20 protein-coding genes and 1 other annotated feature are annotated in these 16,535 nt (G+C 50.4%); of the genes, 2 read left to right on the top strand and 18 right to left on the bottom strand.

What is annotated here, in order from left to right; all coding sequences use genetic code 11:
- Nucleotides 1-17 precede the first annotated feature (17 nt).
- From thrB to ACLIN2_RS10420, 4 genes are read right to left on the bottom strand one after another with little or no spacing between them, the layout of a single operon-like run.
- Nucleotides 18-947, bottom strand: coding sequence for a homoserine kinase (gene thrB, locus ACLIN2_RS10435; protein ID WP_411503991.1), 930 nt, complete (start codon nucleotides 945-947; stop codon nucleotides 18-20).
- Nucleotides 944-2,026 carry a threonine synthase gene (gene thrC, locus ACLIN2_RS10430; RefSeq protein ID WP_411503990.1) on the bottom strand — a complete coding sequence of 361 codons (1,083 nt, stop codon included), beginning with the start codon at nucleotides 2,024-2,026 and terminating at the stop codon, nucleotides 944-946. Before thrC ends, thrB begins: the two co-directional genes overlap by 4 nt.
- The gene (locus ACLIN2_RS10425; RefSeq protein WP_122959649.1) at nucleotides 2,023-3,327 is read right to left on the bottom strand and encodes a homoserine dehydrogenase; all 1,305 of its coding nucleotides are present in this window, start codon (nucleotides 3,325-3,327) and stop codon (nucleotides 2,023-2,025) included. Before ACLIN2_RS10425 ends, thrC begins: the two co-directional genes overlap by 4 nt.
- Before the next feature lie 22 nt (nucleotides 3,328-3,349).
- The gene (locus ACLIN2_RS10420) at nucleotides 3,350-3,793 is read right to left on the bottom strand and encodes an ACT domain-containing protein (RefSeq protein WP_400582661.1); all 444 of its coding nucleotides are present in this window, start codon (nucleotides 3,791-3,793) and stop codon (nucleotides 3,350-3,352) included.
- A 188-nt stretch (nucleotides 3,794-3,981) separates the two neighbouring features.
- Here ACLIN2_RS10420 and ACLIN2_RS10415 point away from each other — a divergent pair, with 188 nt between their 5' ends.
- On the top strand, nucleotides 3,982-4,134 hold the full coding sequence (locus tag ACLIN2_RS10415; protein WP_170184398.1) for a hypothetical protein: 153 nt from the start codon (nucleotides 3,982-3,984) through the stop codon (nucleotides 4,132-4,134).
- Nucleotides 4,135-4,356: 222 nt separating this feature from the next.
- Here ACLIN2_RS10415 and ACLIN2_RS10410 read toward each other — a convergent pair whose 3' ends face one another.
- The 9 genes from ACLIN2_RS10410 to ACLIN2_RS10370 all read right to left on the bottom strand — a co-directional run bounded on the left by ACLIN2_RS10410 (nucleotide 4,357) and on the right by ACLIN2_RS10370 (nucleotide 11,661).
- Nucleotides 4,357-5,535: an NAD(P)/FAD-dependent oxidoreductase gene (locus ACLIN2_RS10410; RefSeq protein ID WP_092269530.1), complete on the bottom strand. Its 1,179-nt coding sequence runs from the start codon at nucleotides 5,533-5,535 to the stop codon at nucleotides 4,357-4,359.
- Nucleotides 5,536-5,577: 42 nt separating this feature from the next.
- Nucleotides 5,578-6,018, bottom strand: coding sequence for a DUF1641 domain-containing protein (locus ACLIN2_RS10405; protein ID WP_092269533.1), 441 nt, complete (start codon nucleotides 6,016-6,018; stop codon nucleotides 5,578-5,580).
- A gap of 290 nt (nucleotides 6,019-6,308) precedes the next feature.
- Nucleotides 6,309-6,974 carry a PilZ domain-containing protein gene (locus tag ACLIN2_RS10400; protein WP_411503989.1) on the bottom strand — a complete coding sequence of 222 codons (666 nt, stop codon included), beginning with the start codon at nucleotides 6,972-6,974 and terminating at the stop codon, nucleotides 6,309-6,311.
- Nucleotides 6,975-6,982: 8 nt separating this feature from the next.
- The gene (gene obgE, locus ACLIN2_RS10395) at nucleotides 6,983-8,260 is read right to left on the bottom strand and encodes a GTPase ObgE (RefSeq protein WP_411503988.1); all 1,278 of its coding nucleotides are present in this window, start codon (nucleotides 8,258-8,260) and stop codon (nucleotides 6,983-6,985) included.
- Nucleotides 8,261-8,276: 16 nt separating this feature from the next.
- Nucleotides 8,277-8,858, bottom strand: coding sequence for a Spo0B C-terminal domain-containing protein (locus ACLIN2_RS10390; RefSeq protein WP_411503987.1), 582 nt, complete (start codon nucleotides 8,856-8,858; stop codon nucleotides 8,277-8,279).
- 190 nt (nucleotides 8,859-9,048) lie between these two features.
- On the bottom strand, nucleotides 9,049-9,348 hold the full coding sequence (gene rpmA, locus ACLIN2_RS10385; protein WP_055743112.1) for a 50S ribosomal protein L27: 300 nt from the start codon (nucleotides 9,346-9,348) through the stop codon (nucleotides 9,049-9,051).
- A gap of 1 nt (nucleotide 9,349) precedes the next feature.
- On the bottom strand, nucleotides 9,350-9,703 hold the full coding sequence (locus ACLIN2_RS10380; protein WP_092269546.1) for a ribosomal-processing cysteine protease Prp: 354 nt from the start codon (nucleotides 9,701-9,703) through the stop codon (nucleotides 9,350-9,352).
- 15 nt (nucleotides 9,704-9,718) lie between these two features.
- Complete coding sequence (gene rplU, locus ACLIN2_RS10375; protein ID WP_122924804.1) at nucleotides 9,719-10,030, bottom strand: 50S ribosomal protein L21; 312 nt, start codon at nucleotides 10,028-10,030, stop codon at nucleotides 9,719-9,721.
- Between the two features lie 10 nt (nucleotides 10,031-10,040).
- Nucleotides 10,041-10,118 (bottom strand) — a sequence feature (ribosomal protein L21 leader region).
- A 61-nt stretch (nucleotides 10,119-10,179) separates the two neighbouring features.
- Nucleotides 10,180-11,661 carry an Rne/Rng family ribonuclease gene (locus ACLIN2_RS10370; RefSeq protein ID WP_411503986.1) on the bottom strand — a complete coding sequence of 494 codons (1,482 nt, stop codon included), beginning with the start codon at nucleotides 11,659-11,661 and terminating at the stop codon, nucleotides 10,180-10,182.
- Between the two features lie 125 nt (nucleotides 11,662-11,786).
- On the opposite strand from ACLIN2_RS10370, the gene ACLIN2_RS10365 reads away from it, so the two are divergent.
- Nucleotides 11,787-12,326: a GNAT family N-acetyltransferase gene (locus ACLIN2_RS10365; protein ID WP_411503985.1), complete on the top strand. Its 540-nt coding sequence runs from the start codon at nucleotides 11,787-11,789 to the stop codon at nucleotides 12,324-12,326.
- Here ACLIN2_RS10365 and ACLIN2_RS10360 read toward each other — a convergent pair.
- The 5 genes from ACLIN2_RS10360 to minD form a co-directional block, all read right to left on the bottom strand.
- The gene (locus ACLIN2_RS10360) at nucleotides 12,323-13,084 is read right to left on the bottom strand and encodes a M50 family metallopeptidase (RefSeq protein ID WP_373863317.1); all 762 of its coding nucleotides are present in this window, start codon (nucleotides 13,082-13,084) and stop codon (nucleotides 12,323-12,325) included. The two genes, ACLIN2_RS10365 and ACLIN2_RS10360, sit on opposite strands and share 4 nt — an antisense overlap.
- Nucleotides 13,085-13,148: 64 nt before the next feature.
- Nucleotides 13,149-13,934 carry a peptidoglycan DD-metalloendopeptidase family protein gene (locus tag ACLIN2_RS10355; RefSeq protein WP_411503984.1) on the bottom strand — a complete coding sequence of 262 codons (786 nt, stop codon included), beginning with the start codon at nucleotides 13,932-13,934 and terminating at the stop codon, nucleotides 13,149-13,151.
- A 159-nt stretch (nucleotides 13,935-14,093) separates the two neighbouring features.
- Nucleotides 14,094-14,294 (bottom strand): cold-shock protein, encoded by a 201-nt coding sequence (locus tag ACLIN2_RS10350; protein ID WP_005832370.1) that lies wholly within the window; start codon nucleotides 14,292-14,294, stop codon nucleotides 14,094-14,096.
- Nucleotides 14,295-14,527: 233 nt separating this feature from the next.
- Nucleotides 14,528-15,658: an FtsW/RodA/SpoVE family cell cycle protein gene (locus ACLIN2_RS10345; protein WP_411503983.1), complete on the bottom strand. Its 1,131-nt coding sequence runs from the start codon at nucleotides 15,656-15,658 to the stop codon at nucleotides 14,528-14,530.
- A gap of 57 nt (nucleotides 15,659-15,715) precedes the next feature.
- Nucleotides 15,716-16,510 (bottom strand): septum site-determining protein MinD, encoded by a 795-nt coding sequence (minD, locus tag ACLIN2_RS10340; protein ID WP_092269570.1) that lies wholly within the window; start codon nucleotides 16,508-16,510, stop codon nucleotides 15,716-15,718.
- Nucleotides 16,511-16,535: the final 25 nt, after the last annotated feature.

Raw genomic sequence — 16,535 nt, 5'->3', positions numbered from 1 at the left:
TCTCCTATCCATTTTATCTACGTCTGATGGATTTCGACCTGCACGCCATGTTCATCCGGTTGCAATATCATCACACGATACGGGATGTCGTGACTGTTCATCACACTGTCTACAAATCCTTGTAATTTTTCCCGCTGTTCGTCCGTCGAGAAAAAACAAAGGATTGTCGGACCAGCACCACTCAACGCCGCACCTAATGCTCCGTGGACTGTTGCTCCATCCAGGATGTCTTTTAGGCCAGGAACAAGCTCTGCGCGGTACGGCTGATGCAGCCGATCCCCCATTGCTTGTCCTAACAGGTCCAGCCTGCCTTGCGCCAATGCGGCCGTAAGCAGGCTGCTATGACCAACATTATATACAACATCCTGCTTGCTGTACACCTGTGGCAATACGTTTCGCGCTTTTTCTGTCGACAGAGGGAACTTTGGAATGACTACGAGTGCCTGCAAACCAGCAGGAGGTGCGATACGAATATAGGGGATTGGTGAACCAGCATTCTCAGGCATAGTAGCTACGATAATGCCACCGAACATGGAGGCTCCTGCATTGTCTGGATGGCCTTCCATCTCCGTAGCAAACTGGAACAATTCTTCTCGGGTGAACGGCTCCCCAGCTAAGTGATTGGCAGCGACCAAGGCCCCAACAATCGCTGACGCACTGCTTCCCAAGCCTCTTGTCAGGGGTGCGTCACTAGAAGCGCGAATCGCGAGCTCTGGGGTTGGCAAGCCCGCTTTTTCAAAAAGCGTGCAGGCAACCTGATAAAGCAAATTGCTTTTGTCTGTTGGAGCGCCTTGCAGCTCCTTGCCCACGATTTCAATCGTTGTTTTCTCGCTAAGCTTCATCTCCACGACGGAATACAACTGGAAAGCCAGGCCCAGGGCATCAAACCCTGGACCCAGATTCGCCGTACTCGCTGGAATGGTGACCTTTACGAGGTTGCCATTCATGACCGAACTTCACTCCCTCTTTGGCTTACCAAAGCCATAACGGCTTCACGCGTGGCAGGAACGGAGCGAGGCTCTTCCCCAACCAGCCCCAGTGCGATATTCGGGTCCTTCAGACCATTTCCGGTAAGCACGCAAGCCACTTTCGCACCCTCTGGAAGCTTACCTGCTGCTTTCAGCTTCAGAATGCCGGCAAGAGATGCTGCTGAAGCGGGCTCGCAAAATACGCCTTCGCTTTTGGCAATCAATTGATACGCATGAAGAATTTCTTCGTCTGTCACGCTGTCAACCAGACCGTTCGATTCGCTGATGGCATTGAGTGCGCCATCCTTGCTGGCAGGATTACCGATGCGGATCGCAGTCGCGATCGTTTCCGGATTCGGTACAGGCTGCCCATGAACCAGCGGTGCAGCTCCTGCTGCCTGGAAGCCAAACATGCGTGGCAGGCTTTGCGACTTTCCTGCTGCCTTGTATTCTTTAAAACCTTTCCAGTAAGCAGTGATGTTGCCCGCATTCCCTACTGGAATAGCGAGAATGTCAGGAGCATCTCCCAATGCGTCACATACCTCAAAAGCCGCTGACTTCTGGCCCTCGATGCGGTATGGATTCACCGAGTTGACAAGGGTGATCGGCTCATTCGCCGTTATTTCCCGAACAATATTCAAGGCTTCATCAAAATTGCCATCGATAGCAATGACTTCTGCACCGTACGCAATCGCCTGGGCGAGCTTGCCCAATGCGATGTTTCCGCTAGGGATCAACACGATGCAACGGAGCCCGCAACGAGCTGCATACGCGGCAGCAGCGGCCGAGGTATTCCCGGTGGACGCACACATGATGGTTGTGCTTCCTTCCTCCACCGCTTTTGCTACCGCCATCACCATACCGCGGTCCTTAAAGGATCCGGTTGGATTCAAACCTTCGTACTTCACATACAGCTCGACACCCAGTTGCTTTGACAAATTTGGTGCATGGATCAGAGGGGTATTCCCTTCATGCAGGCTAACTAATGGTGTTTTATCTGTGACCGGGAGAAATTCCCGGTAACGTGCGATAATCCCTGATTGACGATTTTGACTCATTTTTGTTCTCCCCCTTCCACTCGGTAACAGCTTTTGACTTTGGTGACGATGTCCATTTGTTCCATATAGGCGAGCACGCCATCCATGTCACTCTTCGAAGACAAGTGGGTGATCATGATGATCTCTGCCTCTTTATCGTTGTTGTACGGCTGTTGAATGACCTGCTCCAAGGAGATGTTTTTGTCAGCTAACAGCTGGGTAATTTGTGCAAGCACGCCACGCTTGTCGGCCACGACGATGCGCAGGAAATATTTCGAAAGCTTTTGGGAGTCATCCTTGAGGATTTTCTCTTTGTACGGAGCTACCATGCCCCGTCCATTTACACCGAGCTTTCGATTTTTCACGACGGTCACTAGGTCAGAGACAACAGCTGTCGCAGTTGGCAGCTCCCCTGCCCCCGGCCCGTAGAACATGGTCTCTCCTACCGCTTCTCCGTGAACGTATACGGCATTAAATACGCCGTTCACAGACGCCAGCGGGTGGGATTTTGGAATCATCGTCGGCTGGACACTGACTTCGATCGCTTCTGCATCCCGACGAGCCAAGCCCAGCAGCTTGACTTCATAACCGAGCTGCTTGCCGTACGCGATATCCTCCTTGCTCACGCCGCTGATTCCTTTGACGTCGACATCCTCCAGCTTCATGGGGACACGGAAGCCCAGCGTTGCCAGGATCGCCATTTTACGAGCCGCATCATAGCCTTCCACATCAGAGGTCGGATTGGCTTCTGCATATCCAAGCGCTTGTGCTTCTTTCAGTACGTCAGCATATTCTGCTCCTTCCTGACTCATTTTGGTCAGGATGTAGTTCGTAGTACCATTGACGATCCCCATCATTTTTGTGATGCGATCGGACGAGAAGCCCTCCACCAGCGCGCGCAAAATCGGGATTCCTCCGGCAACGCTCGCCTCGTAGAACACGTCACAGCCCTTCTCCTGCGCTTTTTTCAAAATCTCAGCGCCGTGCAGCGCCATTAGATCCTTGTTAGCTGTGACAACGTGCTTGCCTCGCTCCAATGCGCCCAAGATAAAATCCTTCGCCGGGTGAATGCCCCCGATTACTTCCACGACCACTTCAATTTCCGGATCTTCCAGGATATCTGCCGGATTCGTCGTCAATTTGCCTTCCATCGCCACAATATTGCGGGACTTTTCTGCGTCCTGCACGAGAATTTTGGTGATCTCGATTCCCAGTCCAGTTTGTTTTTGCAGATCTTCTTGATGTGCCTGGATGATTCGAACGACTCCGGTACCGACCGTTCCGAACCCCAACAGCCCTAGTTTTATCGTTTGCTTCTCCATGTTCTCTCCCCCTACCCTTTTTCTACCCTCTACCAACGATCATTGCTTTGCGCACGCCGGGTAGTTGTTGTAAGCCATCCAAGAATTCCGTGCTGGAAACCTTCATATGCGCCATATCAACGGACATGGAAATCGTAGCAATTCCCTGCAACGGTATCGTTTGATTGATGGTTAATACGTTTCCGCCCTGATCCGCCATGTAGGTCAGCACTTTAGACAGTAAGCCAGACGTATGCTCCAGCGAAAATGTGATGGTCATAATCGTCTCGTTCATCATGGAGTTGAATGGGAAGATGCCATCCTTGTACTTATAAAAGGCACTCCGACTCAATCCCACCCGTTCCACTGCTTCATTCACCGTATCCACTTCGCCTGATTCGAGCATTTTTTTGGCCTCGATCGTTTTAACGATGGATTCTGGCAGGATGTCGGATCGAATTAAATAAAACTTTTCATCCCGTTTCATCCGTTGTGTCCTCCTGAGAAAAACAGTTGTTTCTTCATAGAGGACATTATAACCTTTCCAACTTGCTGTGACAATCCTTATTAGCCAATTTTTTTCATGGAATGATATTCAGTTCACTTGTGCTTACATGACGATGGCCCGCTTCGTACAGAATAGAAACGATTGATTCCACAGGAGGTGACTTTTACATGGCAGGAAGAGGTAAGTCAGACAAGTCCGAGCGTCGCAATAATCATCCTCCTGGAAAGCCGAGCGATCTTGACCAATTTGGCACGCAGACCCAGGGCAAAAAGATGGCGCAATCCCCTAACATTGTCGAGGATCCAAGCGGTAACGGATAAACGACTGCATAAGAAAACCTCTATCGAGGCCATCTCATGGGGGGCGCGACCGCGATTTAGCGGAAAGTTTTACCGAAGTGATGCCAGAAGAGGACGCTGAGGCACTTCGTCATGGGCTCCGGAATTCATAAGCATTACGCTTATAAGTTCCTACACGTTGAAAAAAACCCGGGAGTAAGCTCCCGGGTTTTGCCTTGTTGTCTGTTCTTCTACATAAAGAGATTAATATGCCAAAGAGGACAATCCATTGATGTGTGACAGGTAACGAACGTTACTTGCTTCCTTCATCAAGGAAGCAGGCAAGCCTTTCAGCTTGATTTGGCTAGCGCCGATGGTACCGATTGCATCTTTGCGTCCCAAGCTGCCCAGTGTACCGGAGAATACAGGTACGAACGTTTCCATTTTGGTACCGTTGAAATAAGCGAAGAGGTTGTAGCCTACTACTTCACCCATTTGCCATGCCAGCTGAGCTGTTGGCGGATATGGACGACCTTCTGGACCCATCACGACTGCGCTGTCTCCAGCCAGGAATACTTCAGGGTGAGACGTGGATTGCAGGTTTTCTGTGACAGTCGCGCGTCCGCGGTTTACTTCGATGCCGGATTCCGCTACAACGTGATTTCCTTGTACGCCACCCGTCCAAACCATGGTTTTCGTTTCGATGGTGTTGCCGTCTTTCAGGAAAACTGTGGTTTCTTTCATTTCCGTTACTGGTACGCCTGTCAGGAAGGTCACGCCGCGTTTCTCCAAGCTTGTTTTTGCGCGTTCAACCAGCTCAGGAGCAAAACCAGCCAGGATGGACGGACCAGCTTCCACACAGTACAAGGATACGTCTGCGAAGTCTACGCCATGCTTGTGGCACAGGGTAGGCAGCATATCTGCGAATTCCCCTACCAGCTCGATCCCCGTCAGACCGCCACCACCGACAACGAAAGTAGCATCTGCTTTATCCTTGCTTTCTTTGTAAGCCACGATGCGCCCTTCTACGTGTGCACGCAGGCGGTTTGCTTCTTCTACAGACTTCAGGGTAAAGCTGTACTCTTGCAGTCCTGGAATGCCGAAGAAAGCTGTTTCGCTACCCAGCGCGACAACAAGTGCATCGTATTTAATGGACTCGCCACTCGCCAAAGTGACACGCTGTGAATCCAAGCCAATTTTTTCAACCGAGTCGATAACCAGGTTAATGTCTTTGCCACGCAGCAATCTTTCCAAAGGCAATGCCACGTTTTGCTCAGACAGGTTGCCTACTGCCAAACGGTGCAATTCGGTGATGATTTGGTGAGTAGGAAAACGGTTTACAACCGTGATAGTAGCTTCTTCAGCTGTCATGTATTTGCGGGCAGTCAATGCGCTCAACAATCCGCCGTAACCGCCGCCCAGAATCAAAATATGCTTCGACATGCGTTGGTCCTCCCGTCCTTGTCTTTCGTTCGTTATGTGTGGTTAGCGCTTTTGCTGCTCGCGCTCAGCGAGTACTTCCAGGAATGCTTGAGCAAAGCGCAAGGTTTTTTGTACTTGCGGATCCTTCAGCATTTTGAGCATACCAAACAAACCGATCGTAGACGACTCGACGTGAGAACGGTCGTTAGCTTCGATTGCTGCTTGGGCGATTCCTTTTGCTTTGTCTTGGATCGGTTTGACGAACTCTTCCATTCCGCCTTTGAGGTCCTGGATCAGCACTTGGTCATTTGCCACTGTCTGTACCAGATCGTACGTTTTGGTCAGGATTGTTGTCATCTCTGCCAATTTAGGCAAATTCGCCACCAAAACAGTTAACGATTCTTGGATTTCCGGTTTCATCAACTGATCGAGCACATCCATTTGCTCGGGTGCCAGAGCCGCTGTAGTAGCTGCTTCAGCTTGTTGCGTAGTTGTTTGTGACATAAGAAAACGTCCTCCTTTGCTTTGGAATAGAGGCCTGGTATTCTCGTTGCCTGTTCATCCGAGTGACGGCCGAAATTCACCCTGTATCCGATAGTCTAACCTATTTGTTCTATTTTTCACAAAGTGCAGTATGCAAACGGATGGAAATATCAATGTGCAATATTTCACAAGTTGATATAACAGGCTAGTCGCTCTTCCAGATCAATTCTAGGGAACAGGCACGAATAAGAACTCTATGCCTATACTATATACCTTCTTCGCAGGAACAGCAAAGGAAAAAAACCGCTTCTTCAGTAAGAAGCGGCGGTCGACAGTTTATTATAATAATCTTTGATGACTTGATGATGCTTGTCATGTATATCCGTAAAGATCAATTCAATCACTGTCTGCGTGTCCTGAAACGTCTTTTCTACCACTTTGGCCATTCCGACAATCTCCATCTGCTGGTTCGGTACCGTAAACGACAGATGGATGAAATCACCCTTTGACACGTAGGAGTCGGTACGAAGCACCAACCGAGTCGGAGAAAATTTGAGCAGTTCCGCTTCTCCTTTTTCCTCGATCGGTCTTGCTCCCATCACCTTGAACGGAACGTGAATCGGCCTGTCTGGTGAGACTAGTCCGTTTTTTCCCATCGTCACGATTTCTACGCCTATCGCGATTGGGATCAATGCCAACAGCTTGACCGGCCATATCGTTTGCTCTTGTACGACTTCCAGATCAACGGTGTTGACAGCCGCATCCGTTTCCCACCGCAAACGCACGGTTGAACCAATCAGTGCTGTCTTGGCTTCCGCGTTCATCTCTGTGGACACTACGAGATACCCACCTTTTACATGCTCCACCATGACTTGCAATGGTGTCTTGACTTGCCTGGAGATCATCATCGGTAAAATGGATCCGCGCTGGAACCGTTTATCTGATAGAAATGGGCTAAGAGATGGGACATCCGTCATGGTTTTCGTCACTCCACGAAATCAAACTCAAGCTTACCGATGCGTACGGTATCTCCATTACGGGCACCGTGCTTGCGCAGGGCTTCATCCACTCCCATGCTGCGCATGATTTTGGCAAAGCGCTGAGCGGCATCGTAGCTGTTCAGGTTGGTCATTCTAACCAGCTTTTCAATTCTATCCCCACTGACTACGAACACGTCATTGTCACGTGTGATTTCAAATGGATCTGGCTCTTTCTCAGCCTTGAACACGACACGTTCTTCGACTTCAGCCACTTCTTCGACAGCTGGCTTGTCCGGAATAGTCGCCAAGAGATCACCGACGGCATACATCAGCTCCTGAACGCCTTCTTGAGTAGCCGCAGAAATTTCGTAAACCGTCACGCCCGGGACTTTTTCCTTGAAGCGCGCCAGGTTCTCCTGGGCCTCGGGAATGTCCATTTTGTTGGCAGCCACGATTTGCGGCCTGTCTTCAAGCTTCAGGTTGTACAGCTTCAGCTCGCGGTTGATCTGCAAATAATCCTCGTACGGGTCACGTCCATCGACGCCAGCCATGTCAATCACGTGCACGATCAAACGCGTACGCTCGACGTGACGCAGGAACTGATGACCTAATCCGACGCCTTCATGCGCCCCTTCGATCAAACCTGGCAGGTCGGCCATGACAAAGCTGTTCTCCCCTACTTCCACCACACCGAGGTTTGGTGTCAGCGTCGTGAAGTGATACGCGGCAATTTTCGGCTTGGCTGCAGTCACGCTGGACAACAGAGTAGACTTCCCTACGCTCGGATAGCCAACCAAACCTACATCTGCAATCAGTTTCAGCTCCATCACGATGTAGCGTTCCTGACCCGGTTCCCCGTTTTCCGAGATGTGCGGAGCTGGGTTGGATGAATTGGCAAAACGCATGTTTCCTCTACCGCCGCGCCCGCCTTTTGCAATGACTGCTTTCTGGCCATGCTCGACCAGATCCGCGATCACTTCTTTGGTATCATCATCGATGACGGTTGTTCCCGGTGGCACGCGCACCAGCATGTCGTCCGCGCCTGCGCCGTGCTGGCCTTTATTGCGGCCATGCTCCCCACGCGGTCCTTTGAAGTGCTTCTGGTAGCGGAAATCAACCAGTGTTCGCAGTCCTTCATCTACTACAAACACAACATCTCCGCCGCGACCGCCGTCACCACCGGCTGGTCCACCTAATGGAACGTATTTCTCCCGGCGAAAGGAGACGGCTCCGTTTCCCCCGTCCCCGCCTTTTACATAAATCTTTACCTGATCGACAAACATGGTGTCACCTCTTTCATTACGCGAATGGAATCCGCAAGTCCAAAATCCATTCCTCTTCCGTATGTATCCACTCGGTGACCTCCACCGTACTCTGTTCATTTTTACGTATCAGTTTTTCCAGTTCTTCCAATCCGGATGCACATAGCTTTCCGGCCAGGTCAAAACGAAAATGAACGCCGCATGCGTCCGCTACCAAGGAAAGCTGCATGCTCGCAGGTTCATAGTTGTTAGGATCTACATGATCGTTCACTGTGCATAATATCTCTGACATCAACTGAAACAATTGCTGCTCACTCAGTGCGACCCTCATCAGATCCACTTCGTTGCACACTTCTACTTCCAAAAGCATTTCCTTGTTCAGCGCATTAAATGTCAAGAAAAAGACAGACAACAGAGAGCTGTTCAAACGGGCGATCATGCTTTCTTGCATAGCCAGCTCCGCAATGCGTTTTAAATGCGCCTCTCCCTGTTCAGTACGGTTCAAATGCAAATAGCCGAGCAGAACCTGAACGTGGTTCAACCAGTCATGCCGCTGCCGGTTCAGTACGGTAAGCAGCTGGTCAGTTTGCTGCGTAAACAGCCTCCGCTCGTCCCTCATCACATTCACCCAAGTCGATAAGATTTCTTTCTGTCCTATTGTACCACAAAAAATTCCCGTATAAATAAGAAAACCTCTACTGAATGAAACAGATCGCTATCCTTTATTTTTCCCCTTTTCTCCAAAGAGAAAACACCAGCTAGAAAAAGAAAAACCCAGCAACAAGGCTGGGTTTCCTTTCATCCACTATTTACGCTTCAGAAGCAACTGGTTCGATCACAACTTGTTTGCGATCGCGGCCCAGACGTTTGAAACGAACAACGCCGTCTGCTGTTGCAAACAGAGTGTCGTCTCCGCCCTTCATTACGTTAGCACCTGGGTAAATCTTCGTACCGCGTTGGCGAACGAGGATGTTTCCAGCTGTAACGAATTGACCGTCACCACGTTTCACTCCCAGACGTTTGGAAATGGAATCGCGACCGTTCTTTGTGGAACCTACCCCTTTCTTCGAAGCGAAGAACTGTAGGTCTACAGGAAAACGAAAGTTCATGTCAGACACCTCCTTGCCATTTTGTATCATGAACCGTAACGTATTTTCCGTATGATTCAGCAATCATAAACAGAGAGACAACCATGCCCTCAGCTAAAAGCTGCTGCTTTTCGCTGACCAGCGGGTCTTCTACAGGACGCACGTTCCATTTCAGGAACCCGCCATCCTTCTCTGCGAGCTGAACATCCGGATCACTATTGAGCAAAAGATCTACGGCATTAATCGTTCCCATACTCACCGCCGAAACAGCGGAGCAGACAATGTCTGAACCATGCTTAGCAGCGTTGGCATGTCCCGAAACGGTAATGGCTTCAATCTCATTTTGCTCATTTCTCTGCACTTTTACGGTAATCATCGGATTCGTCCAAAATTAAGCGTTGATTTTTTCAATCACAACTTTGGTGAATGGTTGACGATGACCTTGTTTGCGACGGTAGTTTTTCTTGGCTTTGTATTTGTACACGATAATTTTGGATTGTTTACCGTGTTTTTCTACTTTACCAGTTACCGTAGCACCAGCAACAGTAGGAGCACCTGCAGTTACTTGACCGTCCTTGTTTACCAACAGAACTTTGTCAAAAGTAACAGCTTCACCTTCGTTGCCAGCCAGTTTCTCGATGAAGAGAACAGAACCCTCTTCAACTTTGTATTGCTTTCCACCGGTTTCGATAATTGCGTACACTGTGTGCACCTCCTATACTCAGACTCGCCCCAGCAGGTGCGTCGCAAGCGACGACTTATGTACCTGATTCGTGCGGTTACAGTATGCACGAGACATAGCTGCATGACAAACCTTAGGTTATCACAGCACAGAGCGCCCAGTCAAGTCATTTACTCTTGTTTTCCGTACAATCGTTTGGCTTCTTCTGTACGACCGGCGTACACGATTCGATACTCGTCCGGCTTTAACGCAGGAGCTTCAAGCAGGAACAAGTGCACAGGCCACAGCTTCTGCTGCTCGCTGCCCAGCTCAGACAAAGGATGATACAGCCGTCTCGGCAGTTCAATTACCGCTGCCTCTGCCTCTTGGCCTTTCGCAAGAGACGTCAGCTCGCTGCATAGACGGCGCTTCATTTCATCGACCGACCTTACTCGACCACGGCCATCGCACGCAGCACAAGCTTCCGTCAATCTCTCCGACAAGCTCGCACGCACGCGCTTCCTGGTCATTTCCACAAGTCCAAGAGCAGTCATGCCTAAAACGGTGGACGGCACAGGATCACGGGCTAGCTCCCGTTTCAGCACCGCCAATACCTTTTCCTTGTTCGCCGCTTCCTTCATGTCGATGAAATCGATGATGATAATCCCGCCAATATCGCGAAGCCTAAGCTGTGCTGCAATTTCTACAGCAGCTTCCACATTCGCGGCAGTAATCGCCTGTTCCCTTTGCTGGCCGCCTTTCCCTGTGAATGCGCCTGTATTGACGTCGACAACCGTCATCGCTTCTGTTCGATCGATGACCAGATGCCCCCCGCTTTGCAGTGGTACTTGCCGGTTCAATCCCCGCTGAAGCTGCGCATCGATTCCCAGCTGCGTAAATAACGGCTCTCTGCCCTGGTACGCGCGCAGCTTGTTCAAGTCTTCCTCGGCAAGCAGCTGCATTACTTCTTTTACCTGCTGAAGTGTAGGAGCGTGCTCCACCAGCACTTCCTCCACACCCCAAGCAGCCAAGTCTCTGATGATCGACTCTAGCAACGCCATTTCTCTCGTCACAAGTCCAGTACCTTTTAACTGGTCGGCATGAGCCATGATTTCGCTCCAACGCTTCTTCAAATATTCCAGTTCTTCGCGGAGCCTATCTTCTGGCGCGTCTTTCGCTTCCGTCCTTACGATGACGCCTTCTTCAGTTGCGAGATGCGCCGAAAGCCTCTCAGAGAGCTGCTGTCTGACTGCCGGATCGGTAATCTTGCGGGAAAGGGATACACCTGCTTCCACCGGGAGATACACGAGGAACCTGCCCTGCAAGCTAATCCGCGCCGTCACTTTCGGCGCCTTCAGCTCCGTGCCTTCCTTGCTCACCTGTACGATTACCTTTTCACCGACCTGCACTCGCTCGCTGATATTCGCTTTGCCAGGTGCAGAACCTCTCCTCGGCAAGGTGTCATCCACATACAGATAAGCATTTTGACCGACGCCAATATCGACAAAAGCGGACGAAATCCCCGGCAAGACATCCGCGATCCGACCGCAATACACATCTCCTGCCAAAACTCCCTGCCCTTCGTTCTCCTCACGCCACTCAAGCAACCGCCCGTTTTCGAGCAATGCTGCTCGCAGCACACCACCGCTCCCGCTAATCGCTACTTGTCTCAACGCATTCACTCTCCTACTCCCTGCTTGTCCCGTACCTATTTGCCCGAAAAAAGGACTTTCGGACTTCCAGGAAGTAATCCTATCACAGGTATTTGGAAAAGAAAAGGCAAGCTGCCAAAGGAGAAATGACGATGAGAGCTGACTTGTTGAAAATGCGCCCCCTGCTTCAGCAGGATGCTCCTTTCTTGGTTAAATGGCTTTCGGACGAGCGTGTGCTGCACTATTACGAAGGACGTGACCGCCCTCATGATCTACAGCTTGTTCATGAGCATTTCTACCCGAAAGATGACGATACGTCCCGCTGCCTCTTTCTCTATGACGGACATCCTATCGGGTACGGGCAGTATTACCCGTTGGATCAGGAGAGCAGGCAGGCATATGGCTATGATGCTTCTACCATCATCTACGGCATAGATCAGTTCATCGGGGAACCGTCGTACTGGGACAGAGGCCTCGGGACCTTCCTCGTTCAAAGCCTTCTCGTTCACCTGTCTACGCATTTTGGTGCTCAGAAGGTTGTCCTCGATCCGCAGGCTTCCAATGCTCGCGCGATACGCTGCTATGAAAAGTGCGGCTTCCAGAAAGTAAAATGGCTTCCTCGTCGCGAATGGCACGAAGGAAGCATGCGAGACTGCTGGCTTATGGAGTGGAATTCCCTTTCCTAGACAAGCTGACCGATCTTGGCATCGTGCTTCTGCTCAAAAAGCAAGGCATGCAAAAGCTGTTCCTCCGCGAGCAGCCCGGCTCCCTGAACGTAAAACAGGTGGGAGCACCCTCGCCTCAGCTTGTGCGCAACCTCCAGAACAGTCTCTCCCGGCTCGACACTGAGTGCCTGAACCGCGTATTCATCCGGCTGCCGAACGTATTTTTCCATGAGAAAACGAAAGAATTGATAGGGAAAACGAAGAAACGCTTGAATATTGACCGCAAGCAGGTATACCCCGATCACAAGCACATTGATCTTAAGCTCCCATGCCGACAAGCCTACCAAAAGACCCGCCAAGAGCGTACTGCCTGTCAACGAAATAATCGCTGCTTGGCGGTAAGGCATAAACCAGCACAGGATCGCCTGGACAATCCGTCCGCCATCGAGCGGCCAGATGGGAAGCAAATTAAACAAAGCGATCGTCACGTTGCTGATCAGAAAGAAGTACGCCCATTCCTCTGTCCATATGCCCGTGTACCAGAACAAGTAGGAGACAGCCATCATCACGACATTCAAGAATGGTCCAGCCAGCGCGACCACGATTTCATCCAGAGGGTCGGTCGCATAGGCATCCTCCATTGTTGCGACTCCACCGAAGGGCAGCAGCTGTACTTCTGTCACGGTCCAGCCCAGCTCACGCGCCATCGCTACATGGCCAATCTCGTGGATGAGCACAATGACGAACAGCGTAAGTACCTCTAAAAAATGGCCCGTCATGATCGACAGGCCAATAACCGCCCAGAACAGCAAGTGTATGCGAATTCGAACCCCAAAGAAAGCTCTACTCAAATGGGATCACATCCAGCGGATTCACGAATTGATCCTCCTGCTTGACCCCCAGATAAAGATGCCTGGAGCTGTTGTTCACCGCCCTTGCCACTCCGATTTCCTGCCCTGCCTGCAAAACGTCATCTTTTGCTACAGCGACTCGCTCCAGATTTCCAAACCACACTTCGCGGTCTTTCGTTAAACGGACAACTACCGTTGTTCCGTATCCTTGCTTTTCCCCCACATACGTGACCCAACCCGTTTCACCAATCGTTACCTGATCATCCAAAGCCGTGGTCAGTACGACTTTCGCACTTTTTGGTTCAAAGGATTTGACTACCTTCCAGTTCGCCGGCAGTTTCCAAGCATCCACCTGTTTTGTCGTCGTACCCGCTGCAGGTATAGCATTCGGACCATGAAGAGAAGGAAGCAGAGTAGGCAACGAGCCAAACCGTGCTTCATACCAATCGGCCACACCCGAAAAATTAAAGTCACGAGTCATGACTTCACGTGCTGAGTTTTTCCACGTCGCAGGAATGAGCGACGTCTGAAAGAGCAAGTAGGCTGCACCGACTAACAGTACCGATGCAAGAATTTGCAGCCCCCACATTTCATGTGAATGGCGGTGATTCACCGGATCTTCCTCTTCTTTGAGCGAAAAGGCGAACGGCTCCGCAGTAGGCTCAATAGGGTCCTTCCAATCGTCCACAAAAGGCGAAAAGCTGTCCCGCGGCTGCATGCGGATCCGCTCTAACCTCTCCCGTCTTCTCTCTTTCACCCGATCGACTTCACGAAACATCCTCATCCCTCCGCAGGCCAAGCCTTTGTACCATCTTATGACTTGTCTACCTGCTTTATGACCCGTGTCCAAGTGGGCATTTCGTATCAATAGGCTCTTGAAAAACAAAAAAGACAGTCTCCCCATTGAGAGACTGCCTCTGAATCTGCCGAAGTTAAATTACAGTTTAGTTACACTAGCAGCTTGAGGTCCACGGCTACCTTGAACGATTTCAAACTCAACCTTTTGACCTTCGTCCAGAGATTTGAAACCTTCTGACTGGATCGCGCTGTAGTGTACGAATACGTCGTCTCCACCTTCAACTTGGATGAAGCCGTATCCTTTTTCCGCATTGAACCATTTTACGATACCTTGTTGCATGAAACAAAACCTCCCTGAACATTACGCCCCACGAGGCGAAAAAGTGTAGCGTCAACCCTTTTTTACAGAAAGCTTTTTGCGTCAAGGAAAAAAGTCGTACATAGCTGAGATTGACAAATGGTTCGTCACACTCAACCGGTACGACTCCATAACCAATCCATCAAACACTATAACTTGTAAAAATGGTTAACTTAGGATGATTTTATCACAGCGCCTTCCATTTGTCACGCTTTTTAGTCAAAACGCAGCTTGTCCTTGCGCATGCCTACATTCAAAACTACACCGATAATCAGGAAGTTCGTAATCAGCGAGCTCCCCCCGTAGCTAATAAAGGGAAGCGGAATCCCGGTGATCGGCATCAGCTGAATGGTCATGCCGATGTTCTCAAAGATTTGGAAGGTCAGCATGCCGACCACACCCGCTACTACATAGGAGCCAAATGGATCTTTGGCTTCCATCGCGATACGGATCATGCGATAAATCAAAAAGAAGAACAGGATCATCAGAAGCCCTGCACCCATAAACCCAAGCTTTTCTGCAATGACGGTGAAGATAAAGTCGCTCTCTCCAACCGGAACCCAACCAAAGCTCGCTTGCGTCGGTGTATCGATACCTTTTCCAAAGAGCTGACCAGAGCCAATCGCGATCAAAGCCTGCTTTAGCTGAAAGCCTCTTCCCATCGCCTCCAGATCCGGATCCATCCAGAAGATGATCCGATCCCATTGGTACGGCTTTATAATCTTAAAGAAAATCTCTTGCTTGTATTGATAAAGCAGCGTCATGCCAGCAAAAAAGCTGCCTACAAGAGCTCCCGCGTAGACGACGTGCTTCAAGCGGATCCCCCCGACAATCAGCATCGTTGCGAGCATACCGGTATAGACAAGGGCCGTCCCCAAGTCAGGCTGTACCAGAATTAACAGCAACGGAACGCCTACGAGCGAAACCACCGGGATCAGCTTGTAAAAATAGTAAAACCGATCCGGATCCTCTGCCCGCTTTGCCATGAACCGGGCTACCGTCAAGATGGTGAACAGCTTCATCGGCTCTGACGGCTGCAGCAGCACTGGGCCGAGATCATACCAGCTTGTTGTATTGTTGATCGGCTTAGTCTGAAAAACTCCGATCAAGAGGATCAGTCCGATCGCGTACAAAACATACGACATGTTGTAGAACAGGCGGTAGTCAAACAACAAGGTACCCACTAGTACCACAAATCCAACGATGTACCAGACGACCTGTTGATGAGCTTTATCGACACCTGCGGCAGAACCGGAGATTCCCAGGTAACTGAAGATCCCGAGTCCCACCAAAATCATGATGATGGTCCAGTCGACAGTTTTCAAATGTCGTTTTTCCAGGTCCATGCTCGTCCTCCTAGAAAACGTGGCTCCCACCTTTTTCAGACGGGAGCCATGCCTAACCTATTTCAAGCCAAAAAACTTGCGCATTTTATGGAGCATCCCTGCTTTTTCTTCTAATGGCTGCAGGGGTACAGCTTCACCCAAAAGTCTGCGGGCAATATTGCGATACGCAATCGAAGCGCGAGACTCGTGGTTCATCACAGCTGGCTCCCCTTGGTTTGCTGATTTGATGACATGATCATCATCCGGTACCACACCGATCAAGTCAATGGCGAGCAAATCCAGAATGTCCTCTACATCCAGCATATCACCATTTTTCACCATATGCGAACGCACACGGTTGATAACCAGCTTCGGCATGCCTACCTTTTCCCGCTCCAAGAGTCCAATAATCCTGTCAGCGTCACGCACTGCCGCTTTTTCCGGTGTCGTAACGACTATCGCCTGATCAGCACCTGCCACTGCATTGCGGAAGCCTTGCTCAATTCCGGCAGGGCAGTCGATGATGACGTAATCGAATTCACGTTTCAATTGCGTAACGATTTCTTCCATTTGTTCAGGTGTAACTGCAGACTTGTCTTTCGTCTGGGCAGCCGGCAAAAGCGACAGATTTTCAAATCGCTTGTCCTTAATCAACGCCTGCTGCAATCGGCATGCGCCTTCTGCAACATCGACCAGATCGTAAATGATCCGATTCTCCAAGCCCATGACAACATCCAGGTTGCGCAGACCGATATCCGTATCGACCATGCACACCTTTTGACCCAGCAAAGCAAGTGCAGTACCTAAATTCGCGGAGGTGGTCGTCTTACCCACGCCGCCTTTACCCGAAGTTACGACTATTCCTATCCCCACGTCCGTTCCCCCTCTTCACTCTACC

This window comes from Brevibacillus centrosporus (genome assembly GCF_046622605.1).
In the GTDB taxonomy this organism is placed as follows: Bacteria; Bacillota; Bacilli; order Brevibacillales; family Brevibacillaceae; genus Brevibacillus; species Brevibacillus centrosporus.
The sequence above is the reverse complement of the archived record's forward strand: the minus strand, read 5'-3'. Positions and strand labels throughout refer to the sequence as shown.